Consider the following 14,316-nt stretch of genomic DNA (forward strand, 5'->3'; position numbering starts at 1 on the left):
GATAAAGTATGCCTAGAAGCGACTAGGCATCTTTTAAGAAGGTTTGAATGGCAAAACGTACCGTGCCATTGCGTCCGCACATCCAAGACGCGCTGATCGTGTGGGGCCAACTCATCCGACAAGGCCGAATCGACCGAAAATGGACAGCAAAGGAGCTTGCCGCGCGCGCGAATATCTCGGAGCAAACGGTGCTCGCAGCTGAGGCCGGCAGTCGCGGCGCGGCGGTCGGTACGATGATGGACCTCTCAGACCTCGTCGGAGTTCCCATTTTTGGTATTGAGGACCGCGCCGAACTCGCGATTCGTCGTCATCGAGGCGAGGAGATGCTCGCTCTCCTCCCAAGCCGCGTGCGCCGACCAAAGAGCGGCAATACCGATGACAACTTCTAACGAGCTCTACGTCTGGACGTGGTTGCCGGGTGCAACGGAGCCTGTGGTAGCCGGAAGAGTGGAGCAGGTGGGCTCGCTCGTCACTTTCATCTATGGACTGAACTATAGGTCCCGGCCGGACGCTATCAGCCTGTTCGCCCCGGAGCTCCCCCTGCGACCCGGCGTCCAGGAGCCTGCAGACGGACTGAGCATCCCTGGAGTCCTTCGGGACGGGAGTCCCGACAGGTGGGGTCGCGGTGTCATCGAACGACGGCGGAACGTTGCTCCCAACTCCCTGAGCGAAATCGATTACATGCTGACTTCCAGCTCGAACCGCTTCGGGGCCTTGGACTTCCAAACTGATCGTGAGAACTACGTGCCTCGGGATGAATTCGCGACCTTCGAAGAGTTACATCGGGCGGCCATCCTCCTTGATGAAGGCGGGGAGCTTTCGCCGAGTCTGGAGGCGGCCATGATGCATGGCACCAGCCTTGGAGGCGCACGCCCTAAGGCGACGCTCACTGATGACGACGGGAGCGAGTGGCTCGCAAAGTTCTCGTCGTCTGACGACCGCGTCTTCTCCGTGGTGAACGCCGAGGGCGCGATGCTCGAACTTGCTCGCCGGGCGGGCATGAAAGTGCCCGAAAGCAAGGTAATCTCTTCCCTTGGCAAGGAAGTCCTCCTTGTCAGGCGCTTCGACCGTGATGGGGCAGGCGGACGGCGTCACGCAGTGTCTGGACTGACCATGGCCCAGACCGACGAGATGTATGCACGCTATGTGTCCTACCCCCAGATCCTTGATGTGCTCCGTGAGTACGCAGTAGACGCAACACAGCCCGGACCGGAGCTGTTTAGGCGTATTGCCCTGAACATCGCCATCAGCAACAACGACGACCATGCCCGGAATCACGCCGCGTTCTGGGACGGGAAGCATTTGGAACTAACGCCGGTTTACGACCTGGCTCCAGGGCAAAGATCCGGCGACACATTTGAGCAGGCGATGCGATACGGGCGGGGTGACCGCGGCGCGAAGGTTTCCAACTTCGCTGCCCTGGTGGGCGAGTCCGAGACATACGGGCTAAACGCGGCAGAAGGGCGGGATATCATCGACAACCTTGTATCGAGCATCCGCGAAACCTGGGACGCCGCTGCGGAGGTGGCGCGTCTGAGCGAGGCAGACAAACACCAGCTATTCGGGAAGCAGGTGTTACCAAGAGCTGCGTTCTTCGACTATGAACCAGTGCAGCTGTAGCGGGCGCAACCACATGTTTGCCCCACGTAGACTGGCTTGATGCGGCTCGTAGCAAGCGATATTGACGGCACCATCCTCGGTCACGACGGCAAAATCAGTGACCGGACCATCAAGGCATTCCAGGCGTGCCGCGACGCAGGGGTGGAACTTGTCTTCGTCACGGGTCGTCCGCCGCGCTGGTTGTACCCGCTCCAGGAGCAGCTGGGTCACAGCGGAATCGTGATCTGTTCCAACGGCGCAGTGGTGTGGGATCTCGAAACCGAGAAGGCCCTGTCCTCGTGCGTTCTGGATGCCGAATCCGTCTTTGAAGCCCGCCGCATCATCAAATCCATCAGGCCGGACGCCCTGTTTGCTGTGGAGACTCTCACGGGTTTCCAGCTTGAGCCGGGCTTCATCGAGAACGAAACCAGCGAGCTGCTCGCTGAGTTCACCCCCGCGCCGCTGGCCGAGACGCTCACGGCGGATGACGCCGTCGTAAAGTTCCTGGCGATCACCCGCAAAGGTACGCCGGACGAGTTCCTGGCTGAAGTGCAGCCGGCCGTCGCGCATTTGGTGAGCACCACGCATTCGGCGCCACGGACGGCAATGCTGGAGATGTCCGTTCCGGGCATCAATAAGGCTGTCACGCTGGCCAAGTACGCCGAATCGCTGGGTATCGAAGCCGCTGACGTTGTGGCTTTCGGTGACATGCCCAACGACATCGAAATGCTGCGCTGGGCCGGCCACGGCTACGCGATGGCCAGCGGCCACCCGGAGGCCATCCTCGCCGCCGGGCAGCAGGCGCCGCATTTCGACGACGACGGCGTGGCCCAGATTCTCGAGGCGAAGCTCACCGAGCAGCGGGTCTAATTTCCTCGGAGGCGCGGAAGCCAGCAGCGCACTGAGTCGCGGTATCGCTGGAACTCGGTGCCAAACCGACGTTCCAAGTCGGCTTCTTCGTGTGGCCTCACAGCGTAATTCCACAGAAGTGAACCGATTACCGCGTAGGCAACCACCAGCCACGAACCCAGCATCAGCCCCACAGCTGCTCCTTGGGAGATGCCTGCCACGGCCATGGGATTCCGAACCCACTTATAGGGCCCGGCGATGACCAAGCAGTTGGGCATGGCGGAGGGCAAAGGGGTTCCGCCTCCGGCAGAGGACATGGTCACCGCGGAAGCGATCCCGAGGGAACTGGCGAGCACCAGCACCACGAAACCGGCGGGCGGTGCGGCGGAGGGAAACGGCAAGGAAACGTTCCACCGCTGCTCGATCCACCAAATGGCTGACGGAAGAACCACCAGGAAGAAACCCCAGAAGAGGATCAACTGCCCTATGGTTGCCCCCACGTTGGCTGCAGTACTGTGACGGTTGGACGCCGGACGGAACGCAAAGGGTCCCCGCACGATCAACTCCGTAGGGACACGGCCTTGCACCACAAAGAACAGCGCAACCATTGAACAAGCGGCGGCGGCCAACATGATCAGGACGCCCCACCCCGCTTCGGAAGTGATTGTTGCGTAGATGGCCAAGGCGACAGCAACGAGGCCAGTCCACCCAGCGGCCACCACGGCCGCAGCCCTGACGCCGAACGCTGCGACACCCGAGCCGATGACGAACAAGGGAATGTCGAAGGCGGCTACGGCGACCGGGTCCAGGCTGCCGAGAGTGGCCGTCCGAATGGCCGGTGAGAGGAAAACTCCCACCCACCACGCCAGCCCAGCCACGGCTTGGACAGCGAAGTAGATCCGGCCCCACGCGTGCGCCCGCGCAGCTGTAGGAGCCTCGCGATTCACGGGTGCCGCACGCCCTCACCGGCCAGCAAAGCGCGGTAGCCCTCCTTGTAAGTGGGAAAGGTGAATTCGAAACCTGTCGCCCGCAGGCGTTTGTTGGAACAGCGCTTGTCGCCCGGGCCGGCGTCGGACGCGTTCCCAGGTGCCGCCGTCGGGGGTTCAGGGCATCCCATTTCAGAGGCGAGGAACCGCATGACATCGCCCATTTCGGCCGCGTGGTCATCGACGCCTACGTACACGCGATCAGGAACCGCTTCCATGGTGGTGAGGTGCACGATCATGGCCGCGGCGTCGTCCCGGTGAACGCGGTTGGTATGCCGGGGCTGGGCAGGGATGACGGCCGTGCCGCTGCGGACCTGGTCGATCAGCCGCGTGCGCCCCGGCCCGTAAATGCCCCCGAGCCGTAGGGAGATGGACTGGGTTTTGGTCCCTTGCGTCCGGCTGAACAACAGGTCTTCGGCTTCCACCAGTACCCTGCCGCTGAACCGTGTGGGCTCCGTGGGCGTGGACTCATCCACAACAGCTCCGCCGGAATCCTTATACACAGCCGTTGAGGAGACGAACAGGATCCGCTGCGGCTCGATGGACTGCCGTTCCAGTGCGTCCAGCACGTTCTTCACGCCGTTCAAGTACGCCGCGCGATAGGCCTCTTCTGTGGACGTGTCTGCGGCGATGGCCACAACAACAATGTCCACGTCCTCCGGCAATTCCGGCACTGCGACGGAGAGGTCCGCGAACATGCCCCTGATTTCCGGGGGTAGCTTGTCGGGGGATCGGCGCAGGCCAACCACATTATGGCCCGCAGCTGCGAAGCGCAGTCCAACTTCCGTTCCAAGGTCGCCGCAGCCGGCTATCAACACAGTCATGCCCTCAGTTTGTCAGTCCCGCAGTGTCATCTGGTTCCCAGCTTCCATACAACCGGCGTTCAACTTACGGCCGTAGGCTTCGAGCCAAGACCCGTTCGCACGGTTTATCTGTCTCATTGAACTTGTAGGGGGAACCATGGCTAAGCGTCGGATCATCAACGTCAATACCGCACCATTGCGACGCATCGAACCGGATCATCACTGGCGTTCGCTTCGTCAGGGCGACCGCGTCAAAGTCTTCCTGACGCCGGGTTTCGAGTCGGCTGGCGTGGTGGACGCCGTTACCGGCGATGCCACCGCGGTTTGGGTAGAGCTCGACGGCGGTCGCGGCCGGACATTGGTGCACGTCAGCGACGGCGTGACGATCGTTCCGCAATCGACGACGGCGGCGGTCCCGCAGGAGAGCTAGCCGCGCCTCTGCCATGGGCTACGCTACGGGAGTGATGCTGCCCTATTTCCTTCGCAAGGACGGTTCGGTGGGGCCTTTGGCCTTCGCCCACCGAGGTTTCTCCATGGATGGCCTGGAGAATTCCATGGCCGCGTTCCGGGCGGCGGTTGATCTTGGAACAGCGCACCTTGAAACGGACGTCCACACGACGTCCGACGGCGTTCTGCTCGTTTTCCACGATTCTTCCCTGGACCGTGTGACTGATTCCATCGGCAAGGTTTCGGAGCTGACTGCCGCCCAAGTTGCGGCTGCCCGAATCGGTGGAGTGGAGCCCGTCCCCACCTTCGATGAGCTGGTTTCTGCCCTGCCCCAGGCCCGGCTGAACCTGGATGTTAAAGACTGGAACTCCGTGGGCCCGATGGCTGCGGCGATCGAGAAGCATGGCGTCCATGACCGGGTTTTGGTCACCAGCTTCTCGGACGGGCGCCGCCGGGCAGTCCTTGCCAAGCTTTCCCGTCGTGTGGCTTCCTCTGCGGGCAGCTCCCTGACTGCGCTCTTCGTTCTTCTGGGCCCCGTGCTTCCGGTTCCATTGGCACGAAAGCTGCTCTCCGGCGTCGACGTCTTCCAAGTTCCTGTCCGCTACGGGCGGTTGCCCGTGGTGACGCCCGGATTCATCCGGCGCGCGCACCGGCTTGGCAGGCAGGTCCATGTGTGGACGGTCAACGATTCTGCGGAAATGGAACGGCTGCTGGACCTTGGCGTGGACGGAATCGTGTCCGACAGGCTGGACCTCCTTAAGGAAGTCCTGGTGCGCAGGGGCCAGTGGGTTTGAACCCCTCGCCGAGTTGGCATTTAATGACAGTCCCATGCGGAAACATTGGGGTTAACTGCCACCTCGGCGGGTCTCGATCGCGGCAGGCCGAACTTGGCTTGCGCGGATTCTCTCCAGATCGAACTTATTGCTGCGGTCGAAGTTGAAGATGCCGTTCTTCTCCTGGAACACGTCCGTTAGCTGGGTGTAGCAATAACCGAACATGTCGGGGTTACCTAGGAGCACTGAGCAGAGGCTGTCGAAGCGGGTGTAGAACTCTTCCTCGCTGCTGACGCGCTGGCCGTAGCCCCACGAGGAGGTGACGTCGCTTCCGTCCGCAGCCTGATGGGCCTCAACTTCGTTCCACCAGATTCCGCCGAACTCCGAGACAAAGTAGGGCTGGCCCGCGTACGGCACGGAGTATTCCTCGCCGTCGGCCTTGCGGTTGATGTACGGCTTTCCCTCCGCCAACCCCTGCTGCTCGATGCGGAAGCGGTCCGGGTCCTGCTCATAGGAGTGGGAATCGAAAATGTCCGTCTCGCGGATTCGGTGTGCGTAACCGGAAGCATCAATGACCGGGCGTGTGGGGTCAGCGAGCTTGGTGGCCAGGAACATGGCCTCGGTGACGTCGTCCAGCACTGTCAGCCGATCGTGGAGAACTTGGTGCGTCTCGTTGAGGGGGCACCAGCCAATGATGGAGGGGTGGTTGAAATCGCGTTTCAGCACTTCCAACCATTGCGCCACGAAGCTGGCTGTGGGCCTTTGGTTGTGCCCTACAGTTCCTCCGCCGGAGACACCCCAGTCGCCGAACTCGCCCCACACCAGATAACCGAGGCGGTCAGCGTGATAGAGGAAGCGTTCCTCGAAGACCTTCTGGTGTAAACGGGCGCCGTTGAAGCCTGCGGCCATGGATAATTCGATGTCTTTGATCAAGGCAGCGTCATCCGGCGACGTCATCAGGGAGTCGGGCCAGTAGCCCTGATCCAGAACGAGTCGTTGGAAGACAGCTTCGCCGTTAATGCGAACCACCTTGCCGTCCAAGGCAATGGACCGGACGGCCGCGTAACTGCTGACCTGATCAACAACATTGCCGGACCCATCGTGGATGTTGACTTCGAGGTCGTAGAGGAAGGGATCTTCGACGGACCAAGGACGCAGGGATTCGGCAGGGATGGTGAGGCGGAGTGACGGCGTGAGGTCCAGGTCTGCTTTGGCTGTGGCCTCAACACGCACGTCACCTTTGTCGCTGAGGACGACGGTGACCGTATGCCCGCTGCGGTTACGGCTAACGGGCACCTCCAGTGTGATGCTGGCGTCAGCAAGATTGGGAGTCATGCGGAGGCGTTTGATATGAACCGCGGGGACCGCTTCCATCCAAACCGTCTGCCAAATTCCTGTGGTCCGGGTGTACTGGCAGTGGGTGTTGTCGTACCACGTGGCCTGCTTGCCGCGTGCCTGCATCTCGTGCCGTGAATCCCTGGCCCTCACCACAATTACGGCTTCCGTCCCGGGCTCGGCCACTCCTCCGAGGTCTGCAGTGAACGGTGTAAAGCCGCCACGGTGACGGGCTACTTCAACCCCGTTCACCCATACGGTGGCGTCGTGGTCTACGGCGCCAAAGTGCAGCAGAATGTTCTGGCCCGCCCACTCCTGAGGGATCGCCACCGTTCGCCGGTACCAGACGGCTTCCATGAAATCGACGTGCTCGATCCCCGAAAGCGCAGATTCCGGTGCGAACGGAACCAGGATTTCGCTGTTGAGTTCGCGCGTGGTGAGTCCGCGCTCCAAGCCGGAGTCGCCGGCGTCGATCTCAAATCCCCAGGTGCCGTTGAGGTTCAGCCACTTGTCGCGGACCAATTGCGGACGGGGATGCTCGGGTTTGGGCATGGCGGGGGTCACATTTTGGCTCACAATCAAAAACCTAACGTGCCACGGGGTTGAGTACCACCGGCCGCCGCGCAAGGATGAATACCGTGACCCGATTCCGTTTAGCAATCCTTGATGATTACCAGCAGGTCTCCGGCGATTACGCCCCGTGGGATTCACTGCTCGACGACGACGTGAAGGTCAGCGTCTTCAGCGCGCCTTTCCTTTCGGAAGAGCAAGCCGTGGCCGCGTTGGCGCCGTTCGACATCATTGTGGCGATGCGCGAGCGAACCCGTTTTCCACAGGACGTCCTTGATTCGCTGCCGAACCTGAAGCTGCTGGTAACCACTGGCATGGCGAATGCGGCGATCGACCTTGAAGCGGCGGCGGAACGCGGCATCGTGGTGTGCGGAACGGGCGGCTCACCGGCCGCGGCGCCCGAGCTGACGTGGGCTTTGCTCCTGGCTTTTGCCCGAAACCTGACTGTGGAGGAGAACTCCCTGCGCGCTGGCGGCTGGCAGACCGGCGTCGGGTTTGAACTCGAGGGCAAAACCCTCGGAATAGTTGGCTTGGGCAAGATCGGCAAGCGGATGGCGGGATATGCGAAGGCATTCGGGATGGACGTCCTCGCTTGGAGCCAGAACCTCACGGCGGAAACTGCTGAGGCTGCCGGTGCCCGCAAGGTCAGCAAAGAGGAGTTGTTCCGGGAGTCCGACGTCGTGACGCTGCACCTGCGGTTATCCGAGAGGTCGGAAGGCATCGTTGGCCCGGAAGAACTGCGACTTCTGGGCCCCGACGGCGTGTTGGTCAATACTGCGCGCGGCCCCCTGGTGGACGAGGCGGCGCTGATCCGAGCTCTGGAGGAGGGTTGGATCCGTGGCGCGGCCCTGGATGTCTTCGAGGAGGAACCCCTGCCGGCGCGGCATGCGCTGCTGCATTCTTCGAGGACCGTTCTCTCGCCGCATATCGGCTACGTGACGCACGAGAGCTACCGGCAGTTCTATGGCGGGGCGTTCGAAGATGTGAAGGCGTGGCTTGATGGGGCTCCTATGAGGGTAATCGGCGGATAATTCCGGCTCTTGCTAGCGGCGCTCGCACCTGTTAGCGCCGCTTGCACCTGTTGGGCGTAGTGGTCGCACCCGCTTACGCGTATCGCACCAGAGGTTACCGGGGCGTTTGGCGGAAGCAGGCGCGATGCCCGCAAGCACGCACTTAAGTTACGCGCTGGGCAAGCGCTTTCCCGGCGAAGCTGGCAAGATGGACCCATGCGTATCCTCATAGCCCCTGACAAGTTCAAGGGATCCCTGACCGCCGCCGAAGCCGCGTCAGCCATGGCCGAAGGTGCCCTGCGCGTCTACCCGGACGCCGTGACCACCCAGTTCCCCGTTGCCGATGGCGGCGAAGGTACGCTGGACGCCGCTGTTGCTGCTGGTTACGAGGAACGGAACAACGCCGTTGTTGGCCCTATCCTCAAGCCCGTCGGAGCCTCATGGGCAATCCGCAAGGACTCCTTCGGCGGGGCAAGCGCCGTGATCGAGACCGCGATGGCCTCCGGCCTGGCCCACATGGAACCGACGCCGGAGAATGCATTGCGTGCCCACAGCTACGGTTGTGGCCAGCTAGTAGCAGCGGCCCTCGATGCCGGCGCCACGGAGATCGTGCTCGGCTTGGGTGGCTCTGCAATGTCCGACGGCGGCAGCGGCGCCTTGCGTGCGTTGGGGCTCAAACCCTTGGATGCGGCCGGCAATGTTGTGCCCCTTGGCGGAGGTTCCCTGACCGACGTCGTTGCGTTGGATGTCTCCGAACTGGATCCGCGGCTGTCCGCCGTAAAGTTCCGCATCGCCGTCGACGTCCAGAACCCGCTGTACGGGCAGGAAGGTGCGGCGCATGTTTTCGGTCCCCAGAAGGGAGCGGACGAGGACGCCGTTGAAAAGCTCGACGCCGGTCTCCGCAATTGGGCGTCGCTCCTGCGGGAGGCCACCGGCCGCGATGTAAACGTTCCGGGAGCTGGCGCGGCAGGCGGGTTCCCGGCGTCGTTCCTCGCATTCACTGATGCCACGCTGGAAGGCGGCTTTGCGCTGGTCGCCGGGCTCACAGGCCTCGCAAAACACCTCGGCGAGGCAGATCTCGTCATCACAGGCGAAGGTTCCATGGATGAGCAATCGCTCACCGGCAAGGCGCCCATTGCCTTGGCTGACGCCGCGAGTTTGCACGGAATTCCGGTGATCGCCGTGGCTGGGCGCATCACCGTCACGCCTGAAGACCTGGCGAAGCACGGCATCGTTGCCGCGGCCCAGCTGTTGGATGTCGCGCAGCGCAAGGATGGTGTTCCGGACGTCGCCGATGCCGTTGCCAACGCCGCCAAATACTTGGCGTGGGCGACGAGTCAGGTGCTTGAAGGCGCGTAGCGGAATGCGGTGCTACTGCCGGTAGCCTTCCACTTCACTGATGGGGCGCGGCTCGGCCTCGTTGGGGTTCTCCCCGGCGTCTCTCTTCGCCCGGCGTTGGCGCAGCAGGTCCCAGCACTGGTCGAGCTGCGCTTCGAGTTGAGCCAATCGTGCCAGGCCGCCATCGCCGTCGACGTCGTCCTCGGTTCCGCCGCCCCCTGACGTGGTGTCGCGGAGACGGTGCTCCTCCTCAACCAACGATTGGATGCGCTCCAGAAGGTCCTGCTCGTCCATGTTCTTCTCCTTGGGTGACGGGCGTTGCGTGGTTACCTCGAACGTAGTCCTGCTGACGGGGTGCGTCTACTGGCGGCCAACGGCATACTTGGGTCATGAAATTCACTACGACCATCGTCGGCGATGGCAACAAGGCGGGTATCGAGGTTCCGGACGCGATCGTTGAGGGGCTCGGCGCGGGAAAGCGGCCCCCGGTGGTGGTGACCATCAACGGCCAGAGCTACCGCAGCAGCATCGCCGTGATGGGCGGGAAATACATGGTGGGTGTCAGCTCGGCGAACCGTGAACTGACCGGCGCCGCAGCGGGGGACACCGTGGACGTTGGTCTTGAAGTAGACACCGAACCCCGGGTTGTCGAGCTGCCCGCGGACTTGGCCGCCGCGCTCGAGGCGGAGCCTGCGGCTAAGGCGTTCTACGGCACGCTGAACTACAGCAGCCAGCGGCGCTACGTCGAGCCGATCGGTGATGCGAAGACCGAGGAGACGCGTGCCCGGCGGATCGCGAAGGTAGTTGCGGATTTGAAGGCTCGAAAGAAGTAAGCCGCGCTCAAGAACGCGGACAGGATTAAGGTGACCTGAATCACGTCACGTTCATCCCACTGGAGCCACTACCAAGTAGTGACGGGCTGTAGAGCGCATTCGGATGCAGAACAGCAGCCACGGTCGATGAGGCGAAGAGACCCCCCTCGTCGGCTGGTCACCGTGCGCGAGCAAGGCCCCACCGTCGGCTGGCCGGCCGCGCACTTGTCCGCTCGCCCAGGCGGACAGTGTGGCCGGCCAGGACTTTGACCACCCGGGCCGGCCACACCTGGCGCAGTTTGAGTGATTCTGAGCCGACCCCGCCGTCGTGCATTGGCCGCTAGGCTGGACTTTCGAATATTCGGGGGGTTGGCCGTGGTTTATGACCGTGAGCGTTATCGGCGTGAGGATGCCGTGTACGCCGAACACAAGCAGGCAATCGCCAATGGCGAGAAGCGGGTGCTACGTAGGACCACTACCGGTGAACTCCACAGTTATCCGGGCGATGAGATTGGGTTTTCGCCGGGCCGGGGCCAAGCTCAGGTCAGTACTTGGTGGGGGATGGCCATTCTGTCGACTTTTGGATGCGTGGGATTCGTCGCCGCTGTAGCCATGTTCCTGTCCCCACTTTGGATTGGGGAGGGACCCTCTTGGGGTGCGCTCTGGGTTATGGGGCTCGCAGGATTTATTGCCTGGTACGGGTTCAAACTAGCCAGGGACGAGTACAAGGCCGCGCGGCTTCGCAAGGAACGCGGTTCTCCCAAGCCAGGCACCGGTTACGTTGATGTGGATCTGCTCGAACTAGGAAGTCGTGAATGACTGTTTCGCCTGCGCCGGAAGGCTCACTCACAAACGTAAGGCGCTTTTCCGCGTAATGAATTATCTCCAGACGCCACAAACCTACGCAGATAAGCCGGCCGCCGGGGCGAGTGCCGTCGTCGTAGGAGCCTTACGCGCTATTAGCGTAATTCCCGCCGCCGACGCGAGGAAGACCACGCCTAGGATGGCCCAACCCAGCACGCCATGTTCGACGACGGTGGCAGTCACCACAAGCGGGGCCAGCATGGCCCCCAAGGCGGATCCCATGCCGAACATCCCTTGATAAGCGCCTGCTTGGAGGGGGTTGGCGAGTTCGAAGCTGAGTCCCCAGGTCCCCGCCTGCGAGAGGATTTCCGCGAACGAGTGAAGGAGCGCCGCGCCACACAGGAGGGTGATGGCTGCGATGACCGGCATCCCGCCCGCAGTTGCGTAAAGTGCGCAGGCTACCGCCATTAGTACACCACTGGTCATCACGATTTTTCCTGCGCGCCGAGGGTCGTCGGTGCCACGGGAGAGCGGCACCTGGAGCAAAACTACACACAGAGTGTTGATGACAAGGATGACGGAGATCAGGACGTCCGGCGCACTGGTGTCCTGTGAAATCCACAACGGGACGCCCATCTCGGCGAGCCCGAACTGCATGCCGAAAATGCCGGACAGCACGGTAAGCAGTACATAGCGGCGGTCCCTGAAGGGGGAGATGCCCCGCTTCGGGGCATGGCCAGCAGGATCGTGACGCGGTGCGTCTACCCGGCCAGGCAGCCGGCGGAGGTGTAGCGCGCTCAGGATGTAGACCACACCAGCCCCGATCATCATTCCCCGGAACGCTTCGGCGGTGCCGGCCACCAGTGCGAGTCCGGCAATCATGCCTCCCACGGCGATGCCCAGGTTTGTGATGGTGCGGAGGACTGCGCGCGCATTCACGCGGTTCGGACCGTCGAAGGCCCGGGCGATGATCGCGGAGCGTGTGGCATTCGCGCCGCGGTTCACGCCCACTGCGACACAGGCAATGACGACGGCGGTGCCGAAGTTTCCGGCGAACGTATAGGTTGCGATCGCCAGACCTTCGATGGCGACCATCCCTACAAGGAGTCGACGTGCGGAGAAGCGGTCGGCGAGACGACCACCAATATAGGACGTCGCGACGCCCACCCCACTGGAAACTGAGAGGATCACGGCGATTTCCACAGCACTCAGCCCAACGAAGCGACTGAAGTACAGAACCGTTAACGTGAGGAAGATGCCGCGGCCGACCGTGGCTACGAGGATGGCAGAAGCGAGAATTTTGAGGGTGGGATCTGAGAGCGCGACGCGGAGGCTGTGCTTTTGGGATTGAGCGGTGTCTGCGGGGGATTTAGTCACACATGTAGTTCTGCCACCCCCTGCCGGTGGCTGGTATTGATGTAGCGTAATGCTTCATGTTGAGGTACGAGTTGTCAGACGCAGATCTGGGCGGCGTGCGTTTCGGAATCTCGCCTCTGTGTGAACTGGGACTTTCCCTGAGGGCTATTCGCGACCCGAGCCAGTATCCACTTCAACTGCCATGGTTGCGTCGGACGGAAGAGGCCCGCTCGCGCTTGGACCTGGATGGATTGCTGGCCTTGGTGGATGACCGATTGTGGACACCGGACTTCCTGAACCCGCGGCCTGAGTCCCCGCTCACGAGGATCGATGACGAGTTTGATGCATTGGAGCAAATTTCAGCCGAGCAGTTTCATGGCGACCTAATGCGGGTGCACGGCGCCGTTCCAGCCGTCTTTTCCGGACCTGTTGATCAGGCCGTCCGGCGTATGGTCCGTATCCTCCGGGAGTTCTGGGACACCTGCTTCGCGCCGCATTGGTTGCGCATGCGCACCATACTGGAAGCGGATATCGTCTACCGTGGGCGTCAGATTGCGCAGGGCGGGCTGTTCACGATGCTCAACGACCTGTCCGGTGCTGTGGAGTTCGACGGACGCGTGATTTCCGTGAGGTTGAAGAACCCGGCGTCGCGGACCGAGAAGACTGACGGCTTGGGGCTGACCCTTGTTCCCACCATGTTTACCCGCAGGGCCTCTGCTCCCGTGAACCACGGCGACCCGCCGCTACTGATGTATCCGGTTCGGGGCCAGGGTGCCATGTGGGAAACGGAGCGCGTTACGAATCCGGCTGCGATTGTGGCTGTGTTGGGGGAGGTTCGGACCAGCCTGCTCACTGCGCTGGCTGCCCCGGCCTCGTCCACCGAGCTGGGCCTGCGCTTCGGGGTCACAACGTCCGCTGTGAACCAGCACCTCAGGGTGCTCCGAGAGGCTGGACTCGTGACATCAACACGATACGGACACAGCGTGCTCTACTTCAGGAGCGAACTGGGGGCGGCGCTGCTGCTGGGGTGACCGTTCATGCAGGTCGACGGCGGCGGGTGACTGCCGCCGTCGTGCGCTTTAGTCTTCGCGCAGGCTGTAGGTGCTGACCACGTTGCCCTTGCTGGTGGCGTATTGGTTTTCCAACGCGAGCCGGTGCAGCGGATCGCCATCTTCGAAAAGTCGTCGCCCACTGCCCGCAACTACGGGGTGCGTCATGAGGGTGAGTTCATCGAGGATGCCCGCGAAGAAGAGCTGGCGGACCAGGGAGATGCTGCCGCAGACGGCGATTTCGCCGCCTTCCCGCGATTTCAGCTCCGTGACGAACTGCTCCAGGTCGCCCTCAATCAGGTGGGAATTTTCCCATTCAAGGGGTTCGGACAAGGTGCGGGATGCAACGAACTTTTCCACAGGGTTGATGAAGGCAGCAAAGTCTTCGTCCCGCGGCGCGTTGGGCCAATAGCCGGCCCACTCCTGGTAGCTGACACGACCCAGGACCACGGTGTCCACCGTGTTGATCATCTTGGTGAGTCCCGTGCCCAGTTCGTCGTCGAAGCTGTCGAACTGGAACTTGAAGGGGTCCTGCACTACGCCATCCACGGAGTGGAACAGGCCAGCGGTGACTTTGCGCATCGG

The 14,316-nt window shown here is 62.4% G+C and carries 16 protein-coding genes; 10 read left to right on the forward strand and 6 right to left on the reverse strand.

All coding sequences use genetic code 11. The features are described 5' to 3' along the window. Window positions 1-47 precede the first annotated feature (47 nt). Genes KCX59_RS00295 through KCX59_RS00305 form a run of 3 tightly spaced genes read left to right on the forward strand, consistent with a single transcriptional unit; the run spans window position 48 to window position 2,469 of the window. On the forward strand, window positions 48-389 hold the full coding sequence (locus tag KCX59_RS00295) for a helix-turn-helix transcriptional regulator (protein ID WP_179018047.1): 342 nt from the start codon (window positions 48-50) through the stop codon (window positions 387-389). Next, window positions 376-1,620 (forward strand): type II toxin-antitoxin system HipA family toxin, encoded by a 1,245-nt coding sequence (locus KCX59_RS00300; RefSeq protein WP_179018048.1) that lies wholly within the window; start codon window positions 376-378, stop codon window positions 1,618-1,620. The genes KCX59_RS00295 and KCX59_RS00300 overlap by 14 nt, the downstream gene beginning before the upstream one ends. A 39-nt stretch (window positions 1,621-1,659) precedes the next feature. Beyond that, entirely contained in the window at window positions 1,660-2,469 is an 810-nt protein-coding gene (locus tag KCX59_RS00305) for an HAD family hydrolase (RefSeq protein WP_091464375.1), read from the forward strand. Here the strand turns inward: KCX59_RS00305 and KCX59_RS00310 are convergent. Both KCX59_RS00310 and KCX59_RS00315 read right to left on the reverse strand, forming a co-directional pair. Beyond that, window positions 2,466-3,395, reverse strand: a complete 930-nt coding sequence (locus KCX59_RS00310; RefSeq protein ID WP_179018049.1) for a methyltransferase family protein — start codon at window positions 3,393-3,395, stop codon at window positions 2,466-2,468. The genes KCX59_RS00305 and KCX59_RS00310 overlap by 4 nt on opposite strands. Next, on the reverse strand, window positions 3,392-4,258 hold the full coding sequence (locus tag KCX59_RS00315; RefSeq protein WP_179018050.1) for an SDR family oxidoreductase: 867 nt from the start codon (window positions 4,256-4,258) through the stop codon (window positions 3,392-3,394). The genes KCX59_RS00310 and KCX59_RS00315 overlap by 4 nt, the downstream gene beginning before the upstream one ends. Before the next feature lie 136 nt (window positions 4,259-4,394). Here KCX59_RS00315 and KCX59_RS00320 point away from each other — a divergent pair, with 136 nt between their 5' ends. Next, entirely contained in the window at window positions 4,395-4,667 is a 273-nt protein-coding gene (locus tag KCX59_RS00320) for a hypothetical protein (RefSeq protein ID WP_179018051.1), read from the forward strand. 13 nt (window positions 4,668-4,680) lie between these two features. Next, window positions 4,681-5,478 (forward strand): glycerophosphodiester phosphodiesterase, encoded by a 798-nt coding sequence (locus KCX59_RS00325; RefSeq protein WP_179018052.1) that lies wholly within the window; start codon window positions 4,681-4,683, stop codon window positions 5,476-5,478. A 51-nt stretch (window positions 5,479-5,529) separates the two neighbouring features. Here KCX59_RS00325 and KCX59_RS00330 read toward each other — a convergent pair whose 3' ends face one another. After that, complete coding sequence (locus tag KCX59_RS00330; RefSeq protein WP_179018107.1) at window positions 5,530-7,356, reverse strand: glycoside hydrolase family 2 protein; 1,827 nt, start codon at window positions 7,354-7,356, stop codon at window positions 5,530-5,532. A gap of 65 nt (window positions 7,357-7,421) precedes the next feature. Between KCX59_RS00330 and KCX59_RS00335 the strand changes: the two genes are divergently transcribed. After that, entirely contained in the window at window positions 7,422-8,393 is a 972-nt protein-coding gene (locus KCX59_RS00335) for a D-2-hydroxyacid dehydrogenase family protein (RefSeq protein ID WP_179018108.1), read from the forward strand. Window positions 8,394-8,588: 195 nt separating this feature from the next. Next, on the forward strand, window positions 8,589-9,731 hold the full coding sequence (locus KCX59_RS00340) for a glycerate kinase (RefSeq protein ID WP_179018053.1): 1,143 nt from the start codon (window positions 8,589-8,591) through the stop codon (window positions 9,729-9,731). 12 nt (window positions 9,732-9,743) lie between these two features. Here the strand turns inward: KCX59_RS00340 and KCX59_RS00345 are convergent, their stop codons facing one another. Beyond that, on the reverse strand, window positions 9,744-10,004 hold the full coding sequence (locus tag KCX59_RS00345) for a DUF2630 family protein (protein ID WP_091464392.1): 261 nt from the start codon (window positions 10,002-10,004) through the stop codon (window positions 9,744-9,746). 95 nt (window positions 10,005-10,099) lie between these two features. On the opposite strand from KCX59_RS00345, the gene KCX59_RS00350 reads away from it, so the two are divergent. Next, window positions 10,100-10,543 (forward strand): YdeI/OmpD-associated family protein, encoded by a 444-nt coding sequence (locus KCX59_RS00350; protein WP_179018054.1) that lies wholly within the window; start codon window positions 10,100-10,102, stop codon window positions 10,541-10,543. A 354-nt stretch (window positions 10,544-10,897) separates the two neighbouring features. After that, the gene (locus tag KCX59_RS00355; RefSeq protein WP_178994736.1) at window positions 10,898-11,341 is read left to right on the forward strand and encodes a hypothetical protein; all 444 of its coding nucleotides are present in this window, start codon (window positions 10,898-10,900) and stop codon (window positions 11,339-11,341) included. Window positions 11,342-11,422: 81 nt separating this feature from the next. Here KCX59_RS00355 and KCX59_RS00360 read toward each other — a convergent pair whose 3' ends face one another. After that, window positions 11,423-12,703, reverse strand: a complete 1,281-nt coding sequence (locus KCX59_RS00360) for an MFS transporter (RefSeq protein ID WP_179018055.1) — start codon at window positions 12,701-12,703, stop codon at window positions 11,423-11,425. Window positions 12,704-12,759: 56 nt separating this feature from the next. Between KCX59_RS00360 and KCX59_RS00365 the strand changes: the two genes are divergently transcribed. Further along, window positions 12,760-13,713, forward strand: coding sequence for an ArsR/SmtB family transcription factor (locus KCX59_RS00365; RefSeq protein ID WP_179018056.1), 954 nt, complete (start codon window positions 12,760-12,762; stop codon window positions 13,711-13,713). Window positions 13,714-13,761: 48 nt separating this feature from the next. On the opposite strand, the gene KCX59_RS00370 is transcribed toward KCX59_RS00365, so the two are convergent. After that, window positions 13,762-14,313 carry a dihydrofolate reductase family protein gene (locus KCX59_RS00370; protein ID WP_179018057.1) on the reverse strand — a complete coding sequence of 184 codons (552 nt, stop codon included), beginning with the start codon at window positions 14,311-14,313 and terminating at the stop codon, window positions 13,762-13,764. Window positions 14,314-14,316: the final 3 nt, after the last annotated feature.

The organism is Paenarthrobacter nitroguajacolicus (genome assembly GCF_051027655.1).
GTDB classification, from domain to species: Bacteria; Actinomycetota; Actinomycetes; order Actinomycetales; family Micrococcaceae; genus Arthrobacter; species Arthrobacter nitroguajacolicus.